Here is a 25,330-nt window from a genome sequence, read left to right on the forward strand (position 1 = left end):
ATCCTGAACGTGTGGTGAACGAGCATCGAAGCGGACCCGTGCGCAGCACTGCTGCCCGTGAAGCGATCCTCGACGCGACCTCTCGTCTGTTCCACAACCAGGGGTACGACCGGCTCACGATCGAAGGCATCGCGAAAGAGGCCGGCGTCGGCAAACAGACCATCTATCGCTGGTGGCCGTCACGCGGAGCCCTCATCGGCGAATGCCTCGCGGAAGGTCGGCTCATCCCCGTCGACTTCGTCGTTCCCGACACCGGAGACCTCGCCGCCGATGTCGAGACCTGGCTGCGCAGCGTGCTGTCGATCCTCGAGGCGCCCGAGGGAGGCGCTCTTCTGCGCTCGCTCGTCGCCGCGGCGACGGAGGACGCCGGAGTCGGAGCGCACCTCGGCGACAGCCTCGGGGTCGAGAAGTACCTCACCGAACGCCTCCGAGGTGGCATCCGCGACGGACAGCTCGCTGAGGAGGCGCCTGTCGAGCAGCTCGGACGAGCGATCCTCGGCGCGATCATCGTCGAGTCGCTGGGGCGCGAGCACCACGACCCTGATTCGATCGTGCGGCTGACCCGCTTCTTCTTCTCGCGGTAGTCGTCCGGCTCACCGAGCCACCGCTGTCTGGCCACCTGTCTGCGCATCCAGACCCGATCGATGCCCGTACGCGAACGACGTCGCATCCGCTCCTCGCCTCGGCCGGGCGGCCTTCGTCGCCATCTCGTCGACTGCTTCGTCGACCCGGCTCCGACGGGAGACGAGCACGAGGCGCGAAGGAGCACACGACCCGCCCCGGCACCCGAAGGAGGATGACCCGAACTCAGCCGAGCAGCAGCGTGATGACGGTCGCGCCGCCGCCGCCGAGGATGAGCGCGATGATGACGCTCCAGGCGACGATGCGCAGGCGGCGATTGCGCTTCTCGCCCAGGTCGCCGTAGTCCTCGCTCAGGCCGTCGCCGCTCATGCGCTGACCGGCTCGCTGACGGTCGGGCCGAAGGCGGCGGGCAGGGTTGCCTGCGAGCGCTCGCGGATCTCGGCGACGGGAACCGTGAAGACGTCCTGCACCTCGAGCTTCGCGCCCTCGGAGTCGGTCACGCCGATGCGCATCACGGGGTAGTCGCGGCCTTCGCAGAGCCCACGGAACTTCACGTCGTCCTCACGCGGGACCGTCACGATGACGCGACCGGTCGACTCGGAGAACAGTGCGGTCGCAGCATCCACTCCGTCGCGCTCGATGATCTCGTTGAGCCAGACGCGTGCGCCGACGCCGAAGCGCGAGACGCCCTCGGCAAGGGCCTGAGCGAGGCCACCCTCTGACACGTCGTGCGCCGACGAGATCAGCCACTCGTCGCGTGCCGCACCGAGCAGACCCGCGAGGCGCTTCTCGCCCGCGAGGTCGACCTTCGGGGGCAGTCCGCCGAGGTGCTGGTGCACGGTCTCGGCCCACGCAGAACCCGACAGCTCGGTCGAGGTCGTGCCGAGCAGGTAGATGTTCTGGCCCTCGTCCTGCCATCCCGAGGGGATGCGGCGCGAGACGTCGTCGATGATGCCGAGCACGCCGACGAGCGGGGTCGGGTGGATCGGCACGTCGCCGGTCTGGTTGTAGAACGAGACGTTGCCGCCGGTGACCGGGGTGCCGAGCTCGTAGCATCCGTCGGCGAGACCGTCGACGGTCTGCCCGAACTGCCACATGACCTCGGGGTTCTCGGGAGAGCCGAAGTTCAGGCAGTCGGTGATCGCGGTGGGCACGGCGCCGGTGACGGCGACGTTGCGGTACGCCTCGGCCAGGGCCAGCTGCGCACCCGCATACGGGTCGAGCTGGCAGTAGCGGCCGTTCGCGTCGGTGGAGATCGCGAAGCCGAGACCCGACTCCTCGTCGACGCGGATCATGCCGGCGTCATCGGGGAACGAGAGGGCCGTGTTGCCGAGCACGTAGTAGTCGTACTGGTTGGTGATCCAGCGGGTGTCGGCCAGGTTCGGCGAGGCGACCAGGTTGAGGAACTGCTCGCGCAGCACCTCGGGGTCGTTCGAGCGGGGCAGGTTCTCGGCGGCATCCGCCTGCAGTGCGTCGATCCAGGTCGGGTAGGCGACCGGGCGGTCGTAGACCGGGCCGTCGACCGCGACGGTCGAGGGGTCGACGTCGACGATGCGCTCGCCCTGCCAGTCGATGATGAGGCGGCCGTCGCCGGTGACCTCGCCCAGCACCGACGTCTCGACGTCCCACTTCTGCACGACCGCGAGGAACGCGTCGAGCTTCTCGGGGGCGACGATCGCCATCATGCGCTCCTGCGACTCCGACATGAGGATCTCCTCAGCCGTGAGCGAGGGGTCGCGCAGCAGGACGTTGTCGAGCGAGACCTTCATGCCGCTGTTGCCGTTGGCCGCGAGCTCGCTGGTCGCGCACGAGATTCCCGCGGCGCCCAGGTCTTGGATCGCCTCGACGAGCTCGTCGCGGTACAGCTCGAGGCAGCACTCGATGAGCACCTTCTCGGCGAACGGGTCGCCCACCTGCACCGCGGGGCGCTTGGTGGGTCCGGTGCTGTCGAACGAGTCGGATGCCAGGATGCTGGCGCCGCCGATGCCGTCGCCACCCGTGCGGGCACCGAACAGCACGACCTTGTTGCCGACGCCGGTCGCGTTGGCGAGCTTGAGGTCTTCGTGGCGAAGGACGCCGACCGCGAGCGCGTTGACGAGCGGGTTGGCCTGGTAGACGGAGTCGAAGACCGTCTCGCCGCCGATGTTCGGCAGGCCCAGGCAGTTGCCGTAGAAGCTGATGCCGCTGGTCACGCCGTGCACGACGCGGGCGGTGTCGGGGTGGTCGATCGCACCGAAACGCAGGGCGTCCATGATCGCGACCGGGCGTGCGCCCATCGAGATGATGTCGCGGACGATGCCGCCGACGCCGGTGGCCGCACCCTGGAACGGCTCGATGAACGAGGGGTGGTTGTGCGACTCGGCCTTGAAGGTGACGGCCCAGCCCTCGCCGACGTCGATGACGCCCGCGTTCTGGCCCATGCCCACCATCAGGCGCTCCTTCATATCGTCTGAGACCTTCTGGCCGAAACGGCGCAGGTAGTTCTTCGACGACTTGTAGGAGCAGTGCTCCGACCACATCACGGAGTACATGGCCAGCTCACCGGAGGTGGGGCGGCGGCCCAGGATCTCCCTGATGCGGGCGTACTCGTCGTCCTTGAGGCCCAGCGCTGCGTAGGGCTGTTCCTTCTCCGGAGTCGCGGCTGCGTTCTCGACGGAGTCGGGGACGTGCTTGTGGGCAGGTGCAGGGGCGGTGGTCACGCGCACTCCTAGATGAGGGGCCGGCGGGGCATGGCCAGTCTACCGGGGGATGCTGTGGCCGATCGCCCGGGCGGAGGAGCATGACGAGTGGGTGGTCGAAAAGGCATCCTGAACCGGGTGCGTGGTCGAAAAGGCATCCGAATCAACGCTGGGGCATGCACTTTTGACCACGCACGGGAAGCGATGCAGGCCGCAGATCAGGATGCGGCGGCGAACCGCCCCGTGAGGGTGCGAGCAGCATCCGCCAGAGCGGGTGGCCCGACGACCGTGAACTGCGCATCGAAGCGGGCGATCGACGCGAGGATGCCGACCCACGACCACGACCCGACCGTGACGCGACACGAAACGTCGTCGATGGGCTCGACGCTGCCGTCGCGTCCGATCCAGTTCGCGACCTCGCGGGCGGGCACCTCGAGTATGAGCTCTCCGATGCAGGGCCAGCGGTCGCCGGCATCCGACCCCTTCGCCCGCGCCGCCAGGTAGGTCTGTGCATCGGCCGCAGGCAGCTCGCGCGGCGTGAAGACGGGGCCGGTCGGGATGCGCGGGGTCATCCGATCCAGTCGGAAGGTGCGCCAGTCGTCGGCTTCGAGATCCCACGTGAGGAGGTACCAGCGTCCTTCACGGGCGACGACGTCGTGCGGCTCGGTGCGCCGGGCCGGGCGGTTGTGGTCGCCGTAGTCGAAGCGCAGCACGTGCCGGTCTCGCACTGCGGCGCTGACGGCCTCGAGCACCGCCGGATCCACCCGGGTCTCGTTCTCGACGCCGGTGAAGCGGATGCCGTCGACCCGATGTCGCAGGCGCGACGGCATCACTTGGCGCACGGTGGCCAGCGCGCGAGCGGCGCCCTCGTCGATGTCGATCCCCGTGGCCGAGACGCTCTGCAGCGCGACCGCGATGGCGACGGCCTGCTCGTCGTCGAAGAGAAGAGGAGGAAGCTCGGAGCCGGCGGCCAACCGGTATCCGCCGTCCGGACCCTTGATCGCGCTGATCCGATAGCCCAGTTCGCGCAGGCGGTCGACGTCTCGGCGCACCGTGCGCGGTGTGACGTCGAGGCGGTCGGCGAGCACCTGCCCCGGCCAGTCGCGCTGCGTCTGCAGCAGCGAGAGCAGGGCGAGCATGCGTGAGGAGCTGCCGGTCATGGCCTCCATTCTGCGTCAGGTAGAGGACCGAAACTGTCCTCTTCTGCTGTGAGTGTTGGTCTCGACGGCGAATCCGCCGCACGACGATCGAGGAGACATCATGAGCATCGCAACCACCACCCACCTGAACTTCCGCGGCACCGCTCGCCAGGCGCTCGAGTTCTACGGAGCTGTCTTCGGCGGCGAGGTGACACTCGCCACCTACGGCGACTTCGGGATGCCTGCGGGCGTGCCCGGCGCCGACAAGATCGTGTTCGGGCAGGTCGAGAACGCCGACGGCTTCCGGTTGATGGCATACGACATCCCCGGCGAGGATCACTCTGACGCGACCGCGGGCACCACCGCGCGGGAGAACGGGATGACGATCACCGACCGCCCCTTCTTCCAGTCGCTGCGCGCCGACTCGCTCGACGAGCTCACCGGATACTGGGACGCTCTCGCAGACGGCGCCTCGATCGTCGAGCCGCTCGCCGCGTCGGCGTGGTCACCCGGGTTCGGGATGCTCACCGACCGCTTCGGCGTGACCTGGGTGCTCGACGTGCGGGCCGCCTACGCGGGCTGACGCACAGCGAGACTGTCGCGCCGTCGCGGCCGGGCGGGCGGCGTCGGCGGTCGAGTTCTTGGGTTGGCACCTGCTGTCGGTGTTCCGAGGGGATACCGACGGGAGGTGCCAACTGAGGCGCGGGACCCACCCCGCCACCAGCACGAACCTGCCGAGCGCGAAGGGTTCGCCAGTGCTACTTGTCCTTCTCTTTCGGCGTCTTTCCGTTGGACTGGCCCTTGTCCGAGTTCCCCGAGTTCCCGGAGTTCCCCGAGTTCCCCGGGTTGCCCTTGTCGGCCTTGTCTCCTTTGTTGCCGTTGCCCTGATTGCCCGAGTCGGTGACGACCTCGACCGGTGCGGCGGGGGCCTCTTCGGTCACGGTTTCTGCGGGCGTGGTCTCCGCAGGCGTCACGGCGGTACGAGCCGCCACAGCCGACGCGAGTCGGCCGTGATCGGGGTTCGGCGCGGTGAAGGCCGCGAGACCCACGACGAGTGCGCCCGTCGCGACGAGTCCCGCTGCGCCGACGAGCATTCGTCGGCGGGGGTGGGGACGCGTGCGCACTCGCGTCGGCGGGAGTGACGACGCATCGAGCACCGCCGTCGCGCCGGTGGTGCCGGCGATCTGCGTCGTCCGGGTTGTCGGGCTGGCAGCGGCCTCCGGCGCCGCCGGCGGTGCGGCGCTGCCGTCCGGCTGACCGACGACAGCCTCACTCGGCGGAGTCCCGCCGCGAGCTGAATCCGCACCGGCATCCTCCACCGGCGCCGTGCTTGCCACAGGATCCGCTCCGGCCGACGCGACGATGGCTGCCGCCGCCGCAGCGACTGCGGAACCGTTGGCGTCAGACGCGTAGCCCCGCAGCAGACCTCGCGCTGCACGAGCGACCTCGGCCGCGGTCGGTCGCTCTTCGGGCTCGAGCCGCGTCATGCGGGTCAGCAGATCGCGCCACTCCTGGGGAACCGTCTCGGAGATCCTCGGCGGTTGCGCGAGGCGGGCGATCGCCGCCGCGCGCCCGGAGCCGAGCGCGGCGTACCCGGTCTCCCCCGAGAGGGCTTCGAGCACGACCAGGCCCAGCGCGAAGACATCGACCGGAGTGCCGGGAGCGGCGTCGCGCAGCTGCTCCGGAGCCATATAGGTGAGTGTGCCGAGCACGATCCCCGGCGTCGTGAGCCGAGTGTCCTCGATCGACGTGGCGATGCCGAAGTCGGCGAGCTTCGCGGCGAGAGGCCGGCCCGACCGACCCCGTGCCAGCAGCACGTTCGACGGCTTGACGTCGCGGTGCACGATCCCCGCCGCGTGCACCGCGGCCAGTCCCTCGGCGAGGTCGCGAGTGATGCGCGCGACGTCTCGGGGTGGCAGCGGGCCTTCGGCCATGCGCGCGGCGAGGGTCGGTCCGTCGACGAACTCCATGACGAGGTATTGGGGGCGCCCGGGGACGAGCTGCGCGTCGTAGAGCGTCACGAGCGAGGGGTGACTCAGCGACGCGAGAAGCGCCTTCTCGGTGTGCGCCCGCTCGATCGATGCGACCGGGCCCTCGCCGTGGATCATCTTGATCGCGACGATGCGTCCGAGGTGCGTGTCTTCAGCACGATAGACGGTCGCCATGCCGCCCTGCCCGACGCGGTCGTGCAGCACGTACCGTCCGTCGAGGAGTGCAGCCGTGGGCGAGACCACTTCCAACGTCATCACTTGCTCCCTGCTGATGCATCCGGGTCATGCATCCGATAACCGTAAACCGCACGAGCAGAGCTCGTCACAGGGCTTGACGCCGCGACTATTTGGTGAATGGTCCGCTCTTTCGACCCTCATCGCGACGCTCATGGCTCGTCTGACGACGGGGCGGCACACTGTCAAGGGGCTCTCCCGGTGTCAGGCCCGTCACGTAGAAAGGAGGCAGATCGAAAGGACGTGGCATGGCCGCAGGCGACATCGAGACCTTCCAGCGTGACGGGATCTGGTTCAACCGCATCGAGGGCGAATCCCGCACCCTGGGTTCCAGCTTCGGGACCCAAGACGAAGCCGTCCGGGCTGGTCGCGGAGCAGCGGCGGCGCGTCAGGTGCAGCACACCGTGCGCACCGACGAGGGACCATCCGACACCGGAAATCTGTATGACTGGCATCCGCGCGACCTCATGAACTGATGGGCGGCGATTCGTTGGACCGATCAGACCGACGGATGCTGTTGCAGGCCTGCATCAACGGCGCCCGTTCGGCAACAGAGCATCCGGCACTGAGCGCCGACGCCGCCCTCTCCGCAGCTGATGCGGCGCGGGCCGTGGCCGCGGGAGCGACCGAGATCCATGTGCACCCCAAGGATGCTGCGGGGCGCGACAGCCTGGCTGCCGCTGACGTCGGGCGGTGGCTGCGGGCCTTGAGGTCCGCGTGCCCCGAGGTGCCGATCGGTGTGACGACCGGAGCGTGGATCGAGCCCGATGTCGAGCGGCGGCTGGCCGCGATCTCGGAGTGGACGGACCTCCCCGACTTCGCATCCGTCAACTGGCATGAGGCCGGTGCTGACGACGTGGCCGAGCTGCTGCTCAGCCGCGGAGTCGGAGTCGAAGCGGGCATCTGGGACGCGACGGGGCTCGAGGCCTGGACTCGGTCGCCTGTCCGCAGCCGATGCACACGCGTGCTCATCGAACTGCCCGACGAGGCCGTCGAGGTCGTTCGTCGCCACGCGGAGGGTCTGATCGCGCACGTGCGGCTCGACGAGCCGAACATCCCGATCCTGCTGCACGGGGAACTGCGATCGGCGTGGCCCGCGTTCACGCTCGCCGTCGAGCTCGAACTCGATTCGCGCATCGGACTCGAAGACACGCTCTCCCTCCCCGATGGGCGGACCGCTCCCGACAACGCGACGCTGGTGCGCACGGCGAGCGGGATCGCCTTCGCCGGCCGACGCGACGCGGCATCCTGACCGTCACTCACCGAAACGAGAATCGCACGACGACAGGACCTTCCTTAGTGTGGAAGCTCACGCTGTGAAGGAGTACTCGTGTCTGAGATCACGACCACCGACCGCGCCGGTCGACCGACGACGGGTGACCGCGTGAGCACCCGTCGTGCCGGTGGCGCTGCTCGATGTCGGTTCGCGGGCTGCTGAGAGCCGCTCGCCATGACCGATCACCGCGCGCGCACTGACCCGCATCCGTTCGACTCCCGCACGAGGTTCGACCTCGATCGACCTGAGAGCCGCAAGTGGAGTCTGCACCCTGGACGCATCGGCGCGTGGGTCGCCGAGATGGACTTCGGCGTCGCGCCCGTGATCGCCGATGCCATGCACCGAGCGATCGACGAGGAGAACCTCGGATACCTGTCGCCCCCGCTGGCCGCCCGGCTCGGTGAGGCGACCGCCGAGTGGATGCAGCGGGAGTACGACTGGGCGATCGATCCGGAGCGCGTGCATCCGGTGTCCGACGTGATGGCCGCGCTGCGCGTGGCGGTGGAGGAGTACGCACCCGCGGGATCACCGGTCATCGTGCCCACCCCCGCATATATGCCGTTCCTGACATATCTGCCCGCGATCGGGCATCCGGTGATCGAGATCCCCGGTGTCGAGGTCGACGGACGCTGGCATCACGACCTGCAGCGCATCGATGAGGCGTTCGCCGCCGGTGCCCGCACGCTCGTGCTCTGCAACCCGCACAACCCGACCGGAACCGTCGTCGAGAGAGCCGAGCTCGAGGCGCTCGCCGAGATCGTGGAGCGCCACGGCGGTCGGGTGTTCGCGGATGAGATCCACGCGCCGCTGCGCTTCGACGGGCGGCCGTTCATTCCCTACGCGTCGGTGTCGGAGGCCACGGCCGCGCACACAGTCACGGGCACGAGCGCATCGAAGGCATGGAACATCCCCGGGCTCAAGACCGCTCAGCTGATCACGTCCAATGACGCCGACCAGGAGCTCTACCGCCGGTTCGGGTTCTCGGTGCAGCACGGAGCCGCGACGCTCGGCGTGGTCGCGTCGACCGCGGCGTATCGCGAGGGCAAGCCGTGGCTCGACGGAGGGCTCGCGTATCTGTCCGAGTCGAGACACCTTCTGGGGTCGCTCGTCGCCGAACATCTTCCCGGCGCGATCTACCGCGAACCGGACGCGACCTACATCGGCTGGATCGACACGAGCGCGCTGGGCATCGAGGGCGCGCCGGCCGCCTTCTTCCGCGACCACGCCGGAGTCGTGCTGACCGAGGGGGCGCTGCTCGGACGCGGGTACGAGGACTTCGTACGCGTCGTGTTCGCGACTCCCCGGCCGATCCTGCGCGAGGCGTTCGCGGCGATGGGGGATGCCGTTCTCGCGCGGTGAATCGTTCCCGTGGCGGCGAGGTGGCATACGGCGCGACATCCGTTCACGAAGCCTGTAGATTAAATATAACTATTGGCTGAAACGATCGGACAGACGTGCTCTACAAGCAGGTGTACGAAGCGTTGCGCGAGTCGATCTTGCGGGGCGAGTACGCGGTCGGCGACCGGATGCCGTCCGAGGCGGAGCTGTCGAGCCGGTTCGATGTCAGCCCCATCACGATCAAACGGGCGCTCGATCTCTTGCGCACCGACGGTCTGATCATGCGCCGCCCGCGAATCGGCACGGTGGTCACCAGCCTCACGCCCACAACGCCGCAGGCTCCCGCCCGTGCGCAGAACGACGCCGACCGCAGCCCCTCTCTGATCGGGTGCGTGATCACCAGCTTCGACGACAGCTTCGGCAACAAGGTGATCGAGGGCATCCTCGCGGCGACCGGCGCCGACACCCATGTCGTCTTCAAGCGATCCGGAGGCGACCTCGCCGACGAGGACGCCTGCATCCGCGCCCTGGTCGGCGCCGGTGTCGAGGGCCTGATCCTGCTTCCGAGCTCGTCGGAGTACATCCCGCCCGCCGCCCTCGAACTGGTCGCCAAGAAGTTCCCCGTCGTGATCCTCGACCGCCTCTTCGACGGGATCCCGGTCTCGGCCGTCTGCTCCGACAACCTCGCGGGTGGGCGCGCTGCGACCGAGCACCTGCTCGACCTCGGACACAAGACGATCGGATTCGTGAGCTCGACCAGCCACGTCTCATCGAGCGACGATCGGCGCAACGGGTACATCCACGCTCACGCCTCCAACCATCTGCCCCTCGAGAACAGCGCCGAGCTGCGCACGATCGGCTCGACCGTGCCCGGCAGCGCCGACACCATCGAGCAGGACATCGCCCGGTTGGTCGCGTTCATCGAAGAGCATCCCGACATCACCGGCTACGTCGCGGCCGAGTACAACATCGCGCTGATGCTGCGCGAGGCATGCCACAGACTCGGGCTCGAGGTTCCGGCGGACATCTCGATCGTCTGCTTCGACCACCCGGATGCCACGTTCGACACACGGCTGTTCCGCTACACCCACATCCGCCAGCAACAGCGCACTCTCGGCGAGAAGGCCGTCGAGTCGGTGAGGCGCCAGATCAGCGCACCGAGCGAGATCGAGAAGGTCGTGCTGCCCACGGAGCTCATACTCGGCTCGTCGTCGGCCGCTCCGCGCGGCTGACTCGTCGCGTCTGACCGGCTGCGCGTTCACAATTCAGCACGGATCTCGGATTCCCGGCTCGAAACCGTCGTAGAGGCGCTGATCCCGGCCGATCATGCTGAATACGAGACCGCTGCCCCGCCCCCGCAGGCCGAGATCCGGTCGGACGCGGAGACCCCCCGAACGCAGCGATCCGCCCGCAGGCCGAAGCCCACGGGCGGATCATGGAGCCGGTCTCAGCGTGCTACGCGCGCCGCACCCACCTGAGCCGCACCCACCTGAGCCGCACCCAACGGAGCCGCACCCGCCGGAGCCTCAGCCCCGGCTCCCGCAGCACCGACCGAAGCGCCGACAACACCGCCGACAACACCGCCGACCTCTCGACCCTCGTGCCGTGCGCGCTGCTCGACGGCGAAGATCGCGCTGACCATGGTCGAGTAGGGGATCCACTCGACCGGCGGCTGCGACCAGTCATTGCCCGGGCGCAGGTGCTCGTCGACCAGGCCGTTCTGCCACAGCGCATCGGTGCCGGCTCGCACGAAGCCATCGAGCTCGACCCGCTCCGAGGCGAAGGAGTCCGACTCGGTCAGAACCGCTAGCAGCTCACCGAGGTAGCGATAGTAGACGCCCTTGAAGAGGCCTTCGTCGCCGCCGTCTCCCTCGTCCGGGAAGACCGTCCCGTCGCTCAGCTCGCGCACCGCGGTGATCGCCGTCTGCACGGCCCGCTGCAAGAAGACGTCGTCGCCCGTGGCGCGGAACAGCTCGACCGCGGCGCCGACGTAGAGCCCCTGGTTGTAGGTGAAGCGCCACTGGGTGTCGACGGTGCCGTCACCGGTGCGGTTGATGCCGTCTTCGACGAAGCTGTCGTCGCCGACCAGGTTCGCGGTCAGCCAGTCGAAGGCCCGCCGCGCATACGACAGATAGTCGCGCGACGTGTCGAGGCGACTCAATCGCACCCCGAGGATCACGAGCGGTCCGTTCGCCGGAGTGTTCTTGTATGCGAGCTGCTGCTTGCGCCAGGCGAGGCTCCACCCGAGAGTCTCGTTCCATCCCTCGGCGATGACGTGATCCCAGATCGCGATCGCCTCGTCGAGGTACTGCCGCTCGGCGGTCGCCCGGTGCACGCGCTCGAGCGCGAGAGCGAACCACAGCATGTCGTCGAAGTAGTCGTTGAAGAGCTGCCCGCCGTTGCGCTCGACGATGTTGTCGCGTGCGGTGATCGCCTGCGCGATCCAGGCGTCGTCGTCGGTGCGCACCCAGGCATCCACCCGGGCGTCGATCACGTGGGCGAGCCACCAGTAGTTGAAGACCTCGGTGTCGCCGCGGTCATGCGGGTGGCTGTTCGCGAGGAACTGGATGCCGGGAACACCGAAGAAGTGGTCGAGGCTCTGCTGCGCGGTGTCGGCACGGGCCGACCAGGTCTGCGCGGAAGTGCTGGTCATGTGTCCTTTTCCTGAGGGTGGATGGCGGCGGATCGCGCGGCCGTCTGAGACGACTGCGCGATCCGACGGGGGTCAGCGGTTCTGTTCGAGAAGCTGGTCGCCCTGCTCCTGGGCATCCTTCAGCGCCTGCTCGGCCGAGATCTCGCCAGACAGGAACCGCTCGAGCGCGGGCACGAGCGCCTTGCCCTCGACGTCCGAGAAGCCCTGCACGTTGGGGCGGGTCTGCGCGTAGTTCATCGTCTCGATGAAGGCGGCGTAGTGCTCGTCCTCGGTGAAGAACGGGTCGTTCGCGGCCTCGATGTTGGCCGGGATCCAGCCCGAGATCTCACCGAACGCGACGCCGTTCTCGGCCTCGGTCGTCCACCACTTCATGAACTCCCACGCGCCTTCGGCGTTCTTCGCGCCCTCGGGGATGACCAGTCCGAAGCCACCCATGTAGGCGCCCTGGTCGCCGTTCGGTCCGGCGGGCGGCTGCACGACGCCGTATTCGAGGCCGTCGACCTTGTCGAGGGTCGAGAGCGCCCAGGGCCCGTCGAGCTTCATGGCCGTGCGGCTCTCGGCGAACGAGTCCCCGGTGTCGCCGAAGCCCTGCTCGTAGACGCCCGCATCGAGCAGGCTCTGCCAGAAGTTCAGCACCTCGAGGCCCTCAGGGCTGTTGAACGCGGTCTTCGTCTGGTCGTCGTTGAGCAGCTGACCGCCCGCCTGCGCGAGGTACATGTTGAACAGGCCGGGGTCGCTGAGGTCGAGGCCGGCCTGCGTCAGCTTGCCGCCGTCCTTCACGGTGAGCGCCTCGGCGGCGGTCTTCAGCTCGTCCCAGTCGGTGGGTGCGGTGACTCCGGCATCCGTCAGCAGCGTCTGGTTGAAGAGCAGCGATCGGTTGTCGACGAGCAGCGGCAGGCCGTAGAGCTCGCCATCGACCTCCATCTCGCCGAGCGCCGGCTCGTAGAAGATGCTCGTGTCGACGGCATCCTCTTCCATGAACTCGTCGATCGGGGCGAGTGCTCCCTTGGGCGCGTAGAGCGAGGTCTGATAGCGGTCCCAGAGCACGACGTCAGGAACCTGACCGCCGGCGAGCGAGGTGAGGAGCTTCTCTTCGACGAGCTCCTGCGGCACGTACGAGACCTCGTAGTCGTCCTGCGACTCGTTGAACCGTTCGGCCTGGGCTTCGAGCTGGTCGACCTGGTCGCCGGACCACGAGCCCCACATGACGACGGGCTCGGGGCCGTCGCCGCCGCCGGCGTCGCTGCCGGATGCACAGCCGGCGACGGTCACGACGAGGGATGCCGTGGCGAACACGGTCAGGACTCTCAGGTGCTTCTTCATCGAAATCTCCTTGGTGTGATGCGTGTGGTGGGTGTGGTGGGAAAGGGAAAACCGGTGGATCACTTCGACCCGACGTGGGCGACGCCCTCGATGATGTAGCGCTGCGCGAAGAGGAACACGAGCAGCACCGGGAGGCTGGCGATCACGGTGCCGGCCATGAGGGGACCGAAAGCGGTCTCGTAGTTGTTGACGAACGAGGCGAGGCCGACCTGGACGGTCATCATGTCCTGGCTGTTGAGCACGATCAGCGGCCAGAGGAAGTTGTTCCATCCGGCCTGGAAGCTGATGATGCCCAGCACCGCGAGCCCGGCCTTGGCGAGGGGGAAGTAGATGATCGCGAAGATGCGGAACTCGCTCGCGCCGTCGATGCGGGCCGCTTCGCCCAGCTCGTCGGGAAGCGTCTCGAAGAACTGCTTCATGAAGAACACGGCGAAGGCTCCGGCGGCACCGGGGATGATCACAGCCCAGTAGGTGTTGATCAGGCCGAGACCGCCCTGTCCGAAGACGTCATTGCCGCCGGCGAACGGGATCGAGCGCAGGATCAGGAACGACGGGATCATCGTGATGATGCCGGGGATCATGAGCGACGAGAGGAACACTGCGAAGACCGCCGCGCGGCCCTTGAACTGCAGCTTGGCCAGGGCATAGCCGCCGAGGGCGCCGAAGAAGATGTTCGTCACGGCCCCGCCGATGCCGAGCACGAGCGAGTTCACGAAGTAGCGGCCGAACGGCACCTCCTCGAACACCTGCAGGTAGTTCTCGAGTGTGGCGTTCGCGGGGATCAGGTTGAGCGCGCCCGAGAGGATCTCGGTGGCGGGCTTCAACGAGGTCGAGATCGTCCAGACGAGCGGGGCGACGGTGACGACGCTGATCAGGATGACGCCGATGTACCAGCCGACCGTCGCGATGCGCTTGCGGGTCGTCGGCTTGCGGCGCGAATGCAGGGGTGGGGCCACCGGGGTGCCGGCGGCCAGCGCGGTCTCGATGGCGCGGCCACCGCTGAGCGTGTTCGTCATCAGACGCCCTTCCGGTTGTTGAGCTTCGCGTTCAGAAGCGAGAACACGAGGATGATCAGGAAGAGCACGAACGACAGGGCCGACGCGTAGCCCATCTCGAGCGCGCCGAAGCCCTTGTTGTAGATGTAATAGACCATCGTGACGGTCGAGTTGCCCGGTCCGCCCTTCGTCAGCACATAGGCCTGGTCGAAGACCTGGAACGCGCCGATGATGAGCAGCGTCGACACGAGGAATGTCGTGCGCGTGAGCGACGGGAGCGTGACGTAGCGGAACTGTTGCCAGGCGTTCGCCCCGTCGAGGCGGGCCGCTTCGTAGAGCTCCCCGGGCACTCCCTGCAGGCCCCCGAGGAAGATGATCATGTTGGCGCCGAACCCGGCCCAGACGCTCATCATGACGATCGCGATCATCGCCCACTGCGACTCGTACAGCCACGCGGGCCCGTCGATGCCGAACCAGCTGAGCGCCACGTTCAGCAGACCGTTCTGCGGGTTCAGCATCCAGAACCAGATCGTCGCGGTCGCTACTGTCGAGGCGACGACGGGGATGTAGAAGAGGGTGCGGAACAGGCGCACCGCACGGTGGCGGCGATTGAGAAGCAGGGCGGTGCCGAGGGCGACGACGAGACCCGCCGGCACGTACAGCACCGTGTAGTAGGCGGTGTTGCGCAGGGCGATCCAGAAGAACGGGTCGACCGCGATGTCGAGGTAGTTCTGGATGCCCAGCCACTCGAAGTCGCCGACGATCGCGTAGTCGGTGAGGCTCAGCACGAGTGCGATGACGATCGGCAGCGCCATGAACACGACGAACAGCACGCCGGGCACGAGCAGGAACAGCCAGGCGTTCCAGGTCATCTGCCTCGCGCTGGGGTTGCGGGACTTCCGCGGCTTGCCGGGTGTGGGCCCCGTGTTCGTCGGGCGGGACTCGTCGACGGATGCCGGAGCGTCCGTGGTCGTGGCGCTCATGCCGGTCGCGCTTCGGTGAGGGGCTCGCGGCGGACGGGCTCTCGACGGGGAGTGGCGAGTCCGGTCATGTCGAGCACGAGTTCGCAGAACATCGCGTTCGCCCACGAGAACCACTCCCGCGTGAAGACAGATGGATCGGTGACGAGGAACGATTCGTGCATGAGGCCGGTTCCGGCATCCGTCTCGAGCAGCAGCCGCAGGATGCGCTCCTTCTCGGCCCGATCGTCAGTGGTGAGCGCTTCGATGCAGAGGCCGATCGGCCAGACGTGGTCGACCGGGGTGTGCGGGCTGCCGAGGCCGCTCGAGTCGGTTCCCGAGGCGAGGGTTCCCGCGAAGAAGACCGGATTCGCGGTGCTCAGAATGAAGCGGCGGGTTGCGAGGTAGAGCGGATCGTCCGTTCCGCACCAGCCGATCAGCGGCAGCGACAGCAGGCTCGGCACATTCGCGTCGTCGAGAAGCAGGATGCCGCCGCGACCGTCGACCTCGTAGGCATAGATGTCGTCGCCCGAAGGGCTCGTGACGACCGTGTGCTCGGCGATGCCGCGCTCGATGTCGGCGCGCAGGTCGCGAGCGCTCGCCGCGAGGTCTTCGTCGTGCAGCACCTCGATCGCGATGCTCTCGATGTGCTGCAGCTCGACTGCGGCGAACATGTTCCCCGGCACGTTGTAGCCGTACTCGCAGGCGTCGTCGCTCGGGCGGAACGCCGACCAGGTGAGGCCCGTCGGCGCCGTCTCGCTGCCGCGCCCCTCGCGCACGAGTGTGTCGCTGGGCGGGCAGTCGAAGCGCTCGAACCGGTACGTCGAGTGGGCCTCGTGGTCCTGCTCGGTGCGCCAGAGCTCGATGATCACACGTGCGGCGCGGGCGAAGGAGTCGCCGAGATGATCGGTGCGGCCCGTCGTCGCCCACAGGTCGTGTGCGAGCTGCACGGGGTAGCAGAGGGAGTCGACCTCGTACTTGCGCTCCCAGATCCAGGGCGACTGCTCGGTGCGGTCGCTCTGGTGTCCGCTGCCGTCGGGTGCGGCGTTGAAAGCGTTGGCATACGGGTCGAGCAGCACGTACTCGATCTGCCGGCGCGACACCGCGGCGATCATGTCACTGATGGTCTGGTCCTCGGCAGCGAAGTGCAGGTACGGGCCGAGCTGGGCGGTCGAGTCGCGCAGCCACATCGCGGGGATGTCGCCCGTCAGCATGAACAGGGTGCCGTCGGGCATCTCGCGCAGGGTGGTGCCGAGGGTGTTCTCGAAGCAGCGCTCGAACATGGCCGCTGTCGCCTCGTCTGTGCGCGATCGCACGCGCTCTGCGACGGAGTGGATGAAGTCCGAATGGGTCTGAGCCACGATGCTCCTCGGTGAACCTGAGGTCGCCCCGCTCTGGACGACATCGCCGAGTGTAGCCCGGAATGCAGATTAAATCTATTTATATGTTTAGTTATGTACGAGATGGCTGGAATCCCGCGATTCTGGGCGCTGCTGCCTGGGAATAAGTATACCTATTCGTCTGGTTCTGGCCCGGGGTCTGAATCGCGCATGGCGATGATGCTCGGCGTCACGGGAACCCGGCGTCGCCTGGCGCAGCTGCAGCTGCGCGCCTGGGATCGGCGATGGTTCTGACGGATGCAGGCGGCGGTGTTCCGGATTCCCGGCGGGGCCTTCGTCTCCCCGGTGAGCGCCTTCGACCCTGTTCGTTGAGCGAGGCGGGCGGAGCCTTCGCCCCCGGTCGTTGAGCGAGGCCGGCGGAGCCGCCCGAGACGAAACGCGCTACCTCACCGCGGGACGCTTCCCCCGAGCCGCCCGCTCGCGCCGCTCCCGCACGCTCCACGCACGCACCGCATCCAGCCCGCCGTCGATGAACGCCAGTCGCTTCGCGTGGCTCCACCCCTGCAGGCGCTTCTCCCATGCGAAGGCGTCATCGATGCGGGCGTGCTCGCTGCTCCAGATGAGTTCGACCGGGAGCCGCCGTTTCGTGTACTCGCTGCCCATCCCCTCCTGGTGCTGGACGATCCGCTTGCTGAGATCGCGGGTGCTGCCGACGTAGAGCGTGCCATCGGAGCAGCGAAGAATGTAGACGTATCCCATGCAGGCGGAGCGTACGCGCGGATGCCGACAATCGCCGCCGTCCGCAGTGTGGGTGCGTTTCGTCTCGGTCGGCTTCGCCGGCCTCGCTCAACGACCGGGAGGAGGGGGTGTGGTGCGTTTCGTCTCGGGCGGCTTCGCCGGCCTCGCTCAACGACCAGGAGAGGGGCGCCGCCGAGGTGTGGTGCGTTTCGTCTCGGGCGGCTTCGCCGTCCTCGCTCAACGACCGGGGGAGGAGGGGCGCCGTCCTCGCTCAATGACCGGGGTGGGGAGGGGTGCCGTCCTCGGCCAGCGACCGAGAGCGGAAGAGGAGCACCGGTCGTTGAGCGAGCGGAGCGAGACGAAACGCGCTCAGACGGCCCGGTCGCGCAGTGCGGCGGCGATGCGGTCGACCGCCTCGACCATGACCGGACGGGGGAGCGCGAAGACGAAGCGCGTGTATCCGATGGCTGCCTCACCGCAGGCGGCGCCATCCGTCATCGCGACTCCGGCGTGCTCGCGGAACCACTCGCCGAGGTCCCCGGTCAACCCGGTCTCGCGGAAGTCGAGCAGCGCGATGTAGCTGCCCTCGGGCACGATCATCCGCACGCCGGGCAGCTTCTCATCGACGAGCTGCGCCAGCATCCGCCGGTTGCCGTCGAGGTAGTCGACCACCTCGTCGAGCCACTCGCGGCCGCCCGTGTAGGCGGCGATGTTCGCGACGACGCCGAGCGTCGAGGTGCCGTGCCCTGCCCAGAATCCGAGGCTCTCCCAGAGCGCGGCGTCTGCATCGTTCGAGAGGATGACCTGCGCGCACTTGAGGCCTGCGAGGTTCCACGCCTTCGACGCCGACGTCGCGGTCAGCGTGTGCGACGCCGCCGCCTCCGACACCGATGCGTAGGGAATGTGCTGAGCCGGCGCGTAGACGATGGGGGCGTGGATCTCGTCGGAGAACACCCGGCCTCCGGCATCCGTCACGACCGAGGCGATCGCGAGCAGCTCGTCACGGGTCGCCACGGTGCCGAGGGGGTTGTGCGGGTTGCAGAGCACCAGCATCTCGCCGCCGTCACGGAACGCCTGGGCGACGGCATCCAGGTCCATGACCCAGCGTCCGTCGACCTCGATGCTCGGCACCTCGATCACTCGACGGTCATGCATCGGCGGCACCAGGAGGAACGGCATGTATGCGGGCGTCGGCACGATGATCGCCGAGCCGGGAGTCGTGAAGTGCTCGATCGCCAGCTCGAACGCGGCGATCACATCGGGCACATGGTGCACCCGCTCGGGCGAGATCTCCCACCCATACGAATCCGAGTACCAGCGGGCCGTGGCCCGCGAGAGGTCCTTGGCGAGCTTCTCGGGCAGGTAGCCGGTGACGCCCAGATCCAACGCATCCTTCACCGCGCTGTTGATCGCGGGGGCGAGTCCGAAGTCCATCTCGGCGACGAACGCGCCGATCATGTCGGGGAAGTTCGTCCATTTCAGGCTGCCTGCCGCTCGCAGGTCGTCTTGCGTGATCTGGTCGAACGTTCCGGTGGTCATTCTTCAATCCTTCCATCCACCGGGAGCCCTCGGCCCGGATGCGGAAGGTCTGGGCTGTTCACTCGTCGACACCTGCACGTCCGGATCACAGATGCATGCCGAGAACGACGGGCTCGGCCTGCATCCGTGATCTGAGCGTGCATCTGTGAGGGCTGCCCGGACGCGGCCCTCACCGAGGGCGGCCGCGTGCGGGGTCACTTTCGCATCGGAAGACGGTCTTTCGGATGCGTTTTCGACCCCGCACCGAGTGCCCGATGCGTGCGAGGTCACTTCTGCACCACAAACCGAGACCAGCGGTGCGTCATCGACCCCGCACCGAGCGCCCACCGCGCCACGGCATTGAGCCACCCCTGAACCCGTGCCAGGATTGCCCCGACTCGGCCCATCGGGGGCGGGGACGAAGGGATTCTCATGCAGCTGGCGATGATCGGACTCGGCCGGATGGGTGCCAACATCGTGCGCCGCCTCATGCGGGCGGGGCACGAGTGCGTGGTCTATGACGTGAATGCCGATGCGGTGCAGGCGCTGGTCGCCGAGGGAGCCGTGGGTGCAGACAGCATGGCAGACCTGGCGTCGAAGCTCGAAGCGCCGCGGGCTGTATGGATGATGGTGCCCGCCTCGCTCACGGGAGCGGTGGCCGACCAGGTCGCGGAGGTGCTCGACGAGGGCGACATCCTGATCGACGGCGGCAACTCGAACTACCGCGACGACGTGCGGCGGGCGAAGGCCTTCCGCGAGCGCGGCATCCACTATGTCGATGTCGGCACGAGCGGCGGAGTGTTCGGGCTCGACCGCGGATACTGCCTGATGGTCGGCGGACCGGATGAGGCCGTGCAGCGCATCGAGCCCGTGCTGCGCACGATCGCTCCCGGGGTCGGCGAGATCGAGCGCACTCCCGGTCGCACGGGAGACCTCACCCCCGAGGAGCAGGGCTATCTGCATTGCGGGCCGTCGGGCGCGGGGCACTTCGTGAAGATGGTGCACAACGGCATCGAATACGGCATCATGGCGTCGATCGCCGAGGGCCTCAATCTGCTGCACAACGCGGATGCCGGAGTGCGCGAGGCCGAGCATTCCGCCGAGATCGCCCCTCTCGAGGAGCCGGAGTTCTACCAGTTCCCGATCGACACATCGAAGGTCGCCGAGCTGTGGCGACGCGGATCGGTCATCTCGTCGTGGCTGCTCGACCTGACCGCTGCCGCGCTGGCGGAGAATCCGCAGCTCGACGGCCTCGCCGGTCGGGTCTCCGACTCCGGCGAAGGCCGCTGGACGGTCAAGGCCGCTGTCGACGTGGGCGTGCCCGTGCCGGTGCTCGCGGCGTCACTGTTCGAGCGCTTCGCCTCGCGCGACGAAGACAAGTTCGCGAACCAGGTGCTGTCGGCGATGCGCCTGCAGTTCGGCGGACACCAGGAGCTGCCGGCCGGCGACGTGCTCGAGGCCGGGTCGCGAAAGGCCGACTCGGACAGCGCCTGATCGCTGAGGGTGCCGCGGGCCTCGTTCCTTGAGGGAGGCCGAGACGAAACGCCCCCGCGGTCGACGTTTCGTCTCAGTCGACTTCGTCGTCTTCGCTCAACGACCGTGATCTGTCCGTTGAGCGAGGCCCGCGGAGCAGCCCGAGACGAAACGCTCTGTTTCTCGTTCGTTGAGCGAGGCCCGCGGAGCGGCCCGAGACGAAACGCACCACGACACAAGAAAGGCGCCCCCGCATGACCCCGACTCCCCGCATCCGACGGGCCGATCCTTCGGACGCCGACCGCCTCGCCGAGATGCTGCACGCGTTCAACACGGAGTTCGACACCGAGACTCCCGGCGCCGAAGTTCTCGCCCAACGCTTGCAGGTGCTGCTCGCCGAACCGTCGACGTTCGCCGTGCTCGGAGGCGAACCCGCGGTCGGCGTCGCCCTCGTGACCCTGCGCCCGAACGTGTGGTCTGACGGGCCGGTCGCGCTGCTCGACGAGATGTACGTCGAGCCCGAGCAGCGGGGCACCGTAATCGGCAGTGCGATCCTGCAGCACATGGTCGAGATCTGCCGCGAGCTCGGCGTCGCGGCGATCGAGATCAACGTCGACGAGCCGGATGCCGGGGCGATGCGCTTCTATGAACGCCACGGGTTCAGCAGCGTCGACCCCGATTCCGGCGAGCGGGCGTTCTACTTCTACCGGTCGCTCGAGGTGGACGGCTAGCGACTAGTCGCAGGCGATCCCGTCTCCGTCGCGATCGAGGTCGTAGATGTCCGAGCCGACGATCTGCACGGGGCCCTGCACATATGCCGGTCCGTTCCCGCTGCCGCCAGCGCAGTCGACGTCACTGGAGATCGGTACGCACGCACCGGTGTAGTTCGAGTCGCAGCCGCCACCGCCCTGCTGCACGAGCGGCACCGGTGCGGGCGCTGGTGCGGGCGCAGGAGCGGGCACGGCAACCGGTGCGGGAGCCTTGCTTCCGATCGCTGTCACCTCGTTGACCGGCTGCACCGAGACAGCCTCGCTGACGACCTCGCGAGACACTTCCACACCGTCGACCATGGTCACGCGGTATGTGATCACCTTCACACCGTTCACGCCGGCGGAGACGAGCGCTGTGGCGCCTTGATCGAGCTGAGGGTCGTCGACCGTGGTCGCCTCGAACGGCACGGGCACCTCTTCGGTCGCGGTCTCGAACGTGGTCGGCGTGGGGGTCGGGCTGGGCTTCGGAGTCGATGTCGCCACGGCCGCGAAGTTCTGCGGTTCGGATGCCGTCGGAGTGCCTCCGCCGTTCGCGCTGGCGATGCCGCCACCCGTGACCAGAAGAGCGGCCATACCCAGCGCGACCACTCCCGACATCCGTGACCGCAGTCCCAGTGCCGGAAGAGGGCGAGCGGCCATCACATAGAGGGCGATGCCGACCATCGCCGTGGCCACCAGGAGGATCGCGATCGGCGACACACGGGCCAGTACCCCGCCGACCACGAGTGCGCCGATGATGATGCCGGCGGTGCGCCACCCGCTGCGTCGCTTCGAGGCGACGGATGCTGCGGCCGGAGCGGGGTGCGACAGCTGCGATGTCACGGCAGCAGCCGGCGACGGCGATGTGGCATCCGTCCAGCGATGGCCGTCCCACCAGCGCAGCTGATGCGGATTCTGCGGATCTGGATGCCAGGAGGCAGGCGGCAGTGACATGAGAGTTCCCCTCGACAGTGAGGCGACGAATCGCCAGCGCCCCCAGAGCGCTTTGACCTGTATATCGGTTGCTGGACGCGTCGGACAAGTAACGATTCAGACCGGAATGCCACCTCGGCCGGCGCGAGCGTCAGCGCTGGAGCGGGACCGCGTCGCACTCCCCGGTCGGACGGCGATGCAAGATACTGCACTGTCCTCATATGTGTGCTTTGCTACGTCATGCGGTCGCGAAGACGGGCAAAGGCGCCGATTGACATGTCTCCCGACCGTTCGAGCGGACCTCGAGCGCTCGCACTCTCCCGGGGTCCGCTCGACAACGTCTGGCGATCTGAGTGCTGACGAGGGGGCGCGTCACTCGGCCCGAGCCCGCTCCCACCCCGCCCAGTCCGGCCGGTCCACGACACAGAACCGGTTGCCCTCGGGATCTTCCATGATCACGTAGTCCGCATCGTCGGGCCGGTTGTCCCAGTGCACCTCGCGGGCGCCGAGCTCGGCCAGGCGGCGCACTTCGGCATCCTGATCCTCGGCGTAGATGTCGAGGTGGATGCGGGGCGGCAGCACCCTCTCGGAATGGTGGGCGTCGAGCGCGATGCAGGGGGCGTCCGCGTCGCGCGGCTTCAGCACGACCCAGTCGTCGGATGCCGGGTCCCGCTCGACATAGTCAAGAGCTGCCTGCCAGAAGCGCGACTGCGCCGGGAGGTCGTTCACGCGGATCACGATCGACACGATCTTCAACATGCCGGTCACATTAGAGCGGCCGGCGCGTGCGGAACAGGGGGCTTGCTCCGGATCGCCGCGGCTGGTCGCCCAATAGGATCCGTCCATGAGACTTCTGGTTTGGACGACGATCATCGCGCTGGTCGTCGGTGCCGGTTTTGCAATCGACGGGTACCTGTCCTGGCCGAGCGGATCTTTGCTCGACATTGATTCGGAGCAGTTGCGCACCGCCGGCTTCAGCCTGTCTATTGGCTCGACGCTCATCGGTATCGGTGTCCTCGCGGGTCTGCTCGCTATGCACGCGCGTACTGTGGGGCTCCAGACCCGCTCGGCCCTCGGGGCCCATGCCGATGCAGATGCAGCGCGCCATGCTGAAGAGGTTCGTGCCCAGCAGGCGCACGAGCTCCGAATGGGAAACCGGGCCTGAGTCGTCAGTAGTGGCTAGCTGGCGGCGGCCGCGTTTCGAGCGCGCCTCCGCAGTTGGATCGTGGGCTTCCAGCGGTCGACCCCCGAAAATAGTCTGAATCCCATCCCGCAAAACCACCGCCCGCATCGAAGGAGATCGGCGAGATGAGACCACTGCGCTACTCGATCAACGTCACGCTCGACGGCTGCGTCCATCACGAGGCGGGCGTCGCTCCTGATGAGGAGCTGATGGGCTTCTGGACGGCTGAGATGCAGCGGGCGGATGCCGTGCTCTATGGCCGAACGACCTACGAGATGATGGAGTCCGCGTGGCGTCGCCCGGCATCCGGAGTCTGGCCGGACTGGATGAGCGAGTGGGAGATCCCTTTCGCCGAGGCCATCGATCGCGTGCCGAAGCACGTCGTTTCGCGCACGCTGGATGCGGTCGACTGGAACGCCGAGCTCATCCGAGGCGACGTGGGTGAGGCCGTTCAGCAGCTCAAGCGGCAGCCGGGCCAGGGCCTGTCCGTCGGTGGGGTGACTCTCCCTCGCGCGCTCGCTGAGCTGGGGTTGATCGACGAGTTCACCTTCGTCGTGCACCCGGTTGTCGCCGGAAGCGGTCCGCGGCTGCTCGACGGTCTAAGCCAACGCCTGAGCCTTGAGCTCATCGAGCGCCGCGAGCTCGCATCGGGAGCGGTCGCGCACACCTACCGCCCGCGCTGCTGAAGGTGTTCCGATGGGTAGCCTGTTCAGGTGCCCCGTCCCCGAAGTGAAGCCGCGCGCCAGTCCGTGCTCGAGGCGATGCGCGCTGCCGTCGTGGCCGGTACGTATGAAGCGGTGACGATCGAGGGGCTCGCCGAGACCGCCGGAGTCGCCAAGCAGACGATCTACCGCTGGTGGCCGTCGAAGGCGGCGATCCTCGGCGAGGCGCTGCTCGAGGGAGACCTGCCAGGAGCGGACCCCGCAGTCGCGATGAGCGACGACATCCGGGCCGACCTGCACGCGTGGTTCTCGGCGATGTCGGCCGGGCTCGCGAAGCCCGAGGGCGTCGCACTCGCCCGGGCGCTGATCGCGGTGACCGCCACCGACCACGAACTCGGGCTGGCGCTCAACGAGCATCTCGCGGCGCCGATCCGCTCGTGGGTCGCCGAGCGGATCGCGCGCGGACAGGTCGACGGGCAAGTGCGGTCCGACGTGGATGCTGACGCGATCGCCGACCAGCTCATCGCCATGGCGTCGTACGCGGCGTTGATCGGTCAACCTCTGAGTGCAGAGCGCGTCGAGGAGACTGTGACGCGGCTGCTGCGAGGCATTGCGCGATAGGTCACGCCCGTGGGTTGTACCGTCGCCGAGCTGGTGTCAGCGCCCAGGTCAGCGCGCGGGTTGTCCCTCCGGTGTGCGCCGCGACCGTCGTCGCGTCCGGATGATGCCCACTTGCCAGGCGAGCGCGCACAGCGCCCAGACGACGCATGCGATTCCCCCTGCGGCCGCAGCAGCAGGCAGTAGGTCGAGATCGCCGGCAGTTCCCTCGAGGTCAGCCCGCACACCGGAGGTGAACAGCGTGGTGGCGCCCCACCAGGTCAATGCAGCGCCGATCACGGCCGCCACGGCAATCAGAAACAGTCGAAGTCGCATCACGGGTGTCGGTTCGTCAGCGTGGCATGAACGGTACTACAGAGCTGTCTGAACTAGAAGCAGTCGCTGCCCCGGAATCCGGGTGAACGTCTCGTCCGAGCGGATGCAGGGGAGGTCTGCGGTGATGGCCTCGTGCCTTCGAGGGCGGGCGTGCGATCGGCGAGAGCGTCGAGATCGCGATGAGGGTTCCGCCGAACGAGCGGCTGAAGTGCCCGCGGGCGGTGCCGACTACGGAGTGCAGTACGCGAGGATCGCGTCGGTCGCCGCACGCATCTCTGTCGTCGCAGCGTCCAGGCCCGTGAGGTCGCCGGTGATGGCCTTCTCGCCCTCGGCGGCGAATGCGTCGATGCTCGTAGTCCATGAGTCGCGGAGGGTGACGAACTCCTCGGGTCCGTCGACACCGCGGATGTTCTCGGCGACGCTCTTAATTTCATCGAGCGCTGCCTGCGCGGCCTCGGGAGTCGGCGAGCTGACGCTGCCGATCACACCCGTCACCTGCGCTGCCTGCGCGGCGACCTGACCGCAGGCCGCGATGGTCGACGCCTGCGAGCATCCGGAGAGCATCAGGATGCCGACGGCCAGCGACGCGAGCGTGGGGAGCTTCTTCATAGAGCCAGGGTAGGCGGGGGAGAT

At 67.9% G+C, this 25,330-nt stretch carries 26 protein-coding genes; 11 read left to right on the forward strand and 15 right to left on the reverse strand.

The genetic code is table 11. The features are described from left to right. Positions 1 to 14 precede the first annotated feature (14 nt). Positions 15 to 584 (forward strand): TetR/AcrR family transcriptional regulator, encoded by a 570-nt coding sequence (locus tag RU09_RS11265; RefSeq protein ID WP_231567518.1) that lies wholly within the window; start codon positions 15 to 17, stop codon positions 582 to 584. Positions 585 to 807: 223 nt separating this feature from the next. On the opposite strand, the gene RU09_RS18725 is transcribed toward RU09_RS11265, so the two are convergent. The 3 genes from RU09_RS18725 to RU09_RS11275 form a co-directional block, all read right to left on the reverse strand. Continuing rightward, on the reverse strand, positions 808 to 951 hold the full coding sequence (locus RU09_RS18725; protein ID WP_164481679.1) for a hypothetical protein: 144 nt from the start codon (positions 949 to 951) through the stop codon (positions 808 to 810). Beyond that, positions 948 to 3,281 (reverse strand): phosphoribosylformylglycinamidine synthase subunit PurL, encoded by a 2,334-nt coding sequence (gene purL / locus RU09_RS11270; protein ID WP_042540649.1) that lies wholly within the window; start codon positions 3,279 to 3,281, stop codon positions 948 to 950. Before purL ends, RU09_RS18725 begins: the two co-directional genes overlap by 4 nt. A gap of 197 nt (positions 3,282 to 3,478) precedes the next feature. Then, positions 3,479 to 4,420, reverse strand: coding sequence for a helix-turn-helix transcriptional regulator (locus RU09_RS11275; RefSeq protein ID WP_042540730.1), 942 nt, complete (start codon positions 4,418 to 4,420; stop codon positions 3,479 to 3,481). A gap of 100 nt (positions 4,421 to 4,520) precedes the next feature. Between RU09_RS11275 and RU09_RS11280 the strand changes: the two genes are divergently transcribed. Beyond that, positions 4,521 to 4,982, forward strand: a complete 462-nt coding sequence (locus RU09_RS11280) for a VOC family protein (RefSeq protein WP_042540731.1) — start codon at positions 4,521 to 4,523, stop codon at positions 4,980 to 4,982. Positions 4,983 to 5,157: 175 nt separating this feature from the next. Here RU09_RS11280 and RU09_RS11285 read toward each other — a convergent pair whose 3' ends face one another. Beyond that, a complete protein-coding gene (locus RU09_RS11285) occupies positions 5,158 to 6,645 on the reverse strand; it encodes a serine/threonine-protein kinase (RefSeq protein WP_082041099.1) in 1,488 nt (495 codons plus the stop codon). A gap of 227 nt (positions 6,646 to 6,872) precedes the next feature. On the opposite strand from RU09_RS11285, the gene RU09_RS11290 reads away from it, so the two are divergent. The 4 genes from RU09_RS11290 to RU09_RS11305 all read left to right on the forward strand — a co-directional run bounded on the left by RU09_RS11290 (position 6,873) and on the right by RU09_RS11305 (position 10,470). Continuing rightward, the gene (locus RU09_RS11290; RefSeq protein ID WP_042540651.1) at positions 6,873 to 7,100 is read left to right on the forward strand and encodes a DUF2188 domain-containing protein; all 228 of its coding nucleotides are present in this window, start codon (positions 6,873 to 6,875) and stop codon (positions 7,098 to 7,100) included. A gap of 35 nt (positions 7,101 to 7,135) precedes the next feature. Continuing rightward, on the forward strand, positions 7,136 to 7,876 hold the full coding sequence (locus RU09_RS11295; protein WP_042540733.1) for a 3-keto-5-aminohexanoate cleavage protein: 741 nt from the start codon (positions 7,136 to 7,138) through the stop codon (positions 7,874 to 7,876). A 198-nt stretch (positions 7,877 to 8,074) separates the two neighbouring features. Then, the gene (locus RU09_RS11300; protein ID WP_042540653.1) at positions 8,075 to 9,259 is read left to right on the forward strand and encodes a MalY/PatB family protein; all 1,185 of its coding nucleotides are present in this window, start codon (positions 8,075 to 8,077) and stop codon (positions 9,257 to 9,259) included. Positions 9,260 to 9,354: 95 nt separating this feature from the next. After that, complete coding sequence (locus RU09_RS11305) at positions 9,355 to 10,470, forward strand: GntR family transcriptional regulator (protein ID WP_042540655.1); 1,116 nt, start codon at positions 9,355 to 9,357, stop codon at positions 10,468 to 10,470. Between the two features lie 215 nt (positions 10,471 to 10,685). Here the strand turns inward: RU09_RS11305 and RU09_RS11310 are convergent, their stop codons facing one another. The 7 genes from RU09_RS11310 to RU09_RS11340 all read right to left on the reverse strand — a co-directional run bounded on the left by RU09_RS11310 (position 10,686) and on the right by RU09_RS11340 (position 18,785). Further along, the gene (locus RU09_RS11310; RefSeq protein WP_052492947.1) at positions 10,686 to 11,891 is read right to left on the reverse strand and encodes a glycoside hydrolase family 76 protein; all 1,206 of its coding nucleotides are present in this window, start codon (positions 11,889 to 11,891) and stop codon (positions 10,686 to 10,688) included. Between the two features lie 72 nt (positions 11,892 to 11,963). Next, a complete protein-coding gene (locus RU09_RS11315; protein WP_042540657.1) occupies positions 11,964 to 13,214 on the reverse strand; it encodes an ABC transporter substrate-binding protein in 1,251 nt (416 codons plus the stop codon). A 59-nt stretch (positions 13,215 to 13,273) separates the two neighbouring features. Further along, positions 13,274 to 14,230, reverse strand: coding sequence for a carbohydrate ABC transporter permease (locus RU09_RS11320; RefSeq protein WP_079111991.1), 957 nt, complete (start codon positions 14,228 to 14,230; stop codon positions 13,274 to 13,276). Then, complete coding sequence (locus tag RU09_RS11325) at positions 14,230 to 15,192, reverse strand: carbohydrate ABC transporter permease (protein WP_079111992.1); 963 nt, start codon at positions 15,190 to 15,192, stop codon at positions 14,230 to 14,232. The genes RU09_RS11320 and RU09_RS11325 overlap by 1 nt, the downstream gene beginning before the upstream one ends. Beyond that, on the reverse strand, positions 15,189 to 16,529 hold the full coding sequence (locus tag RU09_RS11330) for a glycoside hydrolase family 125 protein (RefSeq protein WP_052492948.1): 1,341 nt from the start codon (positions 16,527 to 16,529) through the stop codon (positions 15,189 to 15,191). Before RU09_RS11330 ends, RU09_RS11325 begins: the two co-directional genes overlap by 4 nt. A 420-nt stretch (positions 16,530 to 16,949) precedes the next feature. Beyond that, on the reverse strand, positions 16,950 to 17,267 hold the full coding sequence (locus tag RU09_RS11335; protein ID WP_042540659.1) for a GIY-YIG nuclease family protein: 318 nt from the start codon (positions 17,265 to 17,267) through the stop codon (positions 16,950 to 16,952). A gap of 348 nt (positions 17,268 to 17,615) precedes the next feature. Then, the gene (locus RU09_RS11340; protein WP_042540661.1) at positions 17,616 to 18,785 is read right to left on the reverse strand and encodes a MalY/PatB family protein; all 1,170 of its coding nucleotides are present in this window, start codon (positions 18,783 to 18,785) and stop codon (positions 17,616 to 17,618) included. 411 nt (positions 18,786 to 19,196) lie between these two features. Here RU09_RS11340 and gnd point away from each other — a divergent pair, with 411 nt between their 5' ends. Then, positions 19,197 to 20,258, forward strand: a complete 1,062-nt coding sequence (gene gnd / locus RU09_RS11345) for a phosphogluconate dehydrogenase (NAD(+)-dependent, decarboxylating) (protein ID WP_042540663.1) — start codon at positions 19,197 to 19,199, stop codon at positions 20,256 to 20,258. A gap of 233 nt (positions 20,259 to 20,491) precedes the next feature. Next, complete coding sequence (locus tag RU09_RS11350; RefSeq protein WP_042540665.1) at positions 20,492 to 20,968, forward strand: GNAT family N-acetyltransferase; 477 nt, start codon at positions 20,492 to 20,494, stop codon at positions 20,966 to 20,968. A 3-nt stretch (positions 20,969 to 20,971) separates the two neighbouring features. On the opposite strand, the gene RU09_RS18290 is transcribed toward RU09_RS11350, so the two are convergent. Both RU09_RS18290 and RU09_RS11360 read right to left on the reverse strand, forming a co-directional pair. Then, on the reverse strand, positions 20,972 to 21,940 hold the full coding sequence (locus RU09_RS18290) for a G5 domain-containing protein (RefSeq protein WP_082041100.1): 969 nt from the start codon (positions 21,938 to 21,940) through the stop codon (positions 20,972 to 20,974). Between the two features lie 351 nt (positions 21,941 to 22,291). Next, a complete protein-coding gene (locus RU09_RS11360; RefSeq protein ID WP_042540667.1) occupies positions 22,292 to 22,678 on the reverse strand; it encodes a VOC family protein in 387 nt (128 codons plus the stop codon). An 85-nt stretch (positions 22,679 to 22,763) separates the two neighbouring features. On the opposite strand from RU09_RS11360, the gene RU09_RS11365 reads away from it, so the two are divergent. The 3 genes from RU09_RS11365 to RU09_RS11375 all read left to right on the forward strand — a co-directional run bounded on the left by RU09_RS11365 (position 22,764) and on the right by RU09_RS11375 (position 24,385). After that, a complete protein-coding gene (locus RU09_RS11365; RefSeq protein WP_042540669.1) occupies positions 22,764 to 23,084 on the forward strand; it encodes a hypothetical protein in 321 nt (106 codons plus the stop codon). A gap of 143 nt (positions 23,085 to 23,227) precedes the next feature. Next, positions 23,228 to 23,788 (forward strand): dihydrofolate reductase family protein, encoded by a 561-nt coding sequence (locus RU09_RS11370; RefSeq protein WP_042540671.1) that lies wholly within the window; start codon positions 23,228 to 23,230, stop codon positions 23,786 to 23,788. A gap of 27 nt (positions 23,789 to 23,815) precedes the next feature. Further along, on the forward strand, positions 23,816 to 24,385 hold the full coding sequence (locus RU09_RS11375; protein WP_231567519.1) for a TetR/AcrR family transcriptional regulator: 570 nt from the start codon (positions 23,816 to 23,818) through the stop codon (positions 24,383 to 24,385). A 48-nt stretch (positions 24,386 to 24,433) separates the two neighbouring features. On the opposite strand, the gene RU09_RS18510 is transcribed toward RU09_RS11375, so the two are convergent. Together RU09_RS18510 and RU09_RS11380 are read right to left on the reverse strand one after the other, a co-directional pair. After that, a complete protein-coding gene (locus RU09_RS18510) occupies positions 24,434 to 24,697 on the reverse strand; it encodes a hypothetical protein (RefSeq protein WP_156145908.1) in 264 nt (87 codons plus the stop codon). Between the two features lie 228 nt (positions 24,698 to 24,925). Next, positions 24,926 to 25,306, reverse strand: coding sequence for a hypothetical protein (locus tag RU09_RS11380; RefSeq protein ID WP_042540673.1), 381 nt, complete (start codon positions 25,304 to 25,306; stop codon positions 24,926 to 24,928). Positions 25,307 to 25,330: the final 24 nt, after the last annotated feature.

Origin of the sequence: Microbacterium sp. MEJ108Y, assembly GCF_000834175.1 — a bacterium.
GTDB lineage: Bacteria > Actinomycetota > Actinomycetes > Actinomycetales > Microbacteriaceae > Microbacterium > Microbacterium forte.

Excerpts from the sequence above, each read along its gene's own strand:
- RU09_RS11380 (WP_042540673.1), bottom strand. The coding sequence starts at position 25,306 with ATGAAGAAGCTCCCCACGCTCGCGTCGCTGGCCGTCGGCATCCTGATG.
- RU09_RS11340 (WP_042540661.1), bottom strand. The coding sequence starts at position 18,785 with ATGACCACCGGAACGTTCGACCAGATCACGCAAGACGACCTGCGAGCG.
- RU09_RS11325 (WP_079111992.1), bottom strand. The coding sequence starts at position 15,192 with ATGAGCGCCACGACCACGGACGCTCCGGCATCCGTCGACGAGTCCCGC.
- gnd (WP_042540663.1), top strand. The coding sequence starts at position 19,197 with ATGCAGCTGGCGATGATCGGACTCGGCCGGATGGGTGCCAACATCGTG.
- RU09_RS11295 (WP_042540733.1), top strand. The coding sequence starts at position 7,136 with ATGCTGTTGCAGGCCTGCATCAACGGCGCCCGTTCGGCAACAGAGCAT.
- RU09_RS11335 (WP_042540659.1), bottom strand. The coding sequence starts at position 17,267 with ATGGGATACGTCTACATTCTTCGCTGCTCCGATGGCACGCTCTACGTC.
- RU09_RS18290 (WP_082041100.1), bottom strand. The coding sequence starts at position 21,940 with ATGTCACTGCCGCCTGCCTCCTGGCATCCAGATCCGCAGAATCCGCAT.
- RU09_RS11275 (WP_042540730.1), bottom strand. The coding sequence starts at position 4,420 with ATGACCGGCAGCTCCTCACGCATGCTCGCCCTGCTCTCGCTGCTGCAG.
- RU09_RS11350 (WP_042540665.1), top strand. The coding sequence starts at position 20,492 with ATGACCCCGACTCCCCGCATCCGACGGGCCGATCCTTCGGACGCCGAC.
- RU09_RS11370 (WP_042540671.1), top strand. The coding sequence starts at position 23,228 with ATGAGACCACTGCGCTACTCGATCAACGTCACGCTCGACGGCTGCGTC.
- RU09_RS18510 (WP_156145908.1), bottom strand. The coding sequence starts at position 24,697 with ATGCGACTTCGACTGTTTCTGATTGCCGTGGCGGCCGTGATCGGCGCT.
- RU09_RS11285 (WP_082041099.1), bottom strand. The coding sequence starts at position 6,645 with ATGACGTTGGAAGTGGTCTCGCCCACGGCTGCACTCCTCGACGGACGG.
- RU09_RS11365 (WP_042540669.1), top strand. The coding sequence starts at position 22,764 with ATGAGACTTCTGGTTTGGACGACGATCATCGCGCTGGTCGTCGGTGCC.
- RU09_RS11300 (WP_042540653.1), top strand. The coding sequence starts at position 8,075 with ATGACCGATCACCGCGCGCGCACTGACCCGCATCCGTTCGACTCCCGC.
- RU09_RS11315 (WP_042540657.1), bottom strand. The coding sequence starts at position 13,214 with ATGAAGAAGCACCTGAGAGTCCTGACCGTGTTCGCCACGGCATCCCTC.
- RU09_RS18725 (WP_164481679.1), bottom strand. The coding sequence starts at position 951 with ATGAGCGGCGACGGCCTGAGCGAGGACTACGGCGACCTGGGCGAGAAG.
- RU09_RS11360 (WP_042540667.1), bottom strand. The coding sequence starts at position 22,678 with ATGTTGAAGATCGTGTCGATCGTGATCCGCGTGAACGACCTCCCGGCG.
- RU09_RS11310 (WP_052492947.1), bottom strand. The coding sequence starts at position 11,891 with ATGACCAGCACTTCCGCGCAGACCTGGTCGGCCCGTGCCGACACCGCG.
- RU09_RS11320 (WP_079111991.1), bottom strand. The coding sequence starts at position 14,230 with ATGACGAACACGCTCAGCGGTGGCCGCGCCATCGAGACCGCGCTGGCC.
- RU09_RS11290 (WP_042540651.1), top strand. The coding sequence starts at position 6,873 with ATGGCCGCAGGCGACATCGAGACCTTCCAGCGTGACGGGATCTGGTTC.
- RU09_RS11280 (WP_042540731.1), top strand. The coding sequence starts at position 4,521 with ATGAGCATCGCAACCACCACCCACCTGAACTTCCGCGGCACCGCTCGC.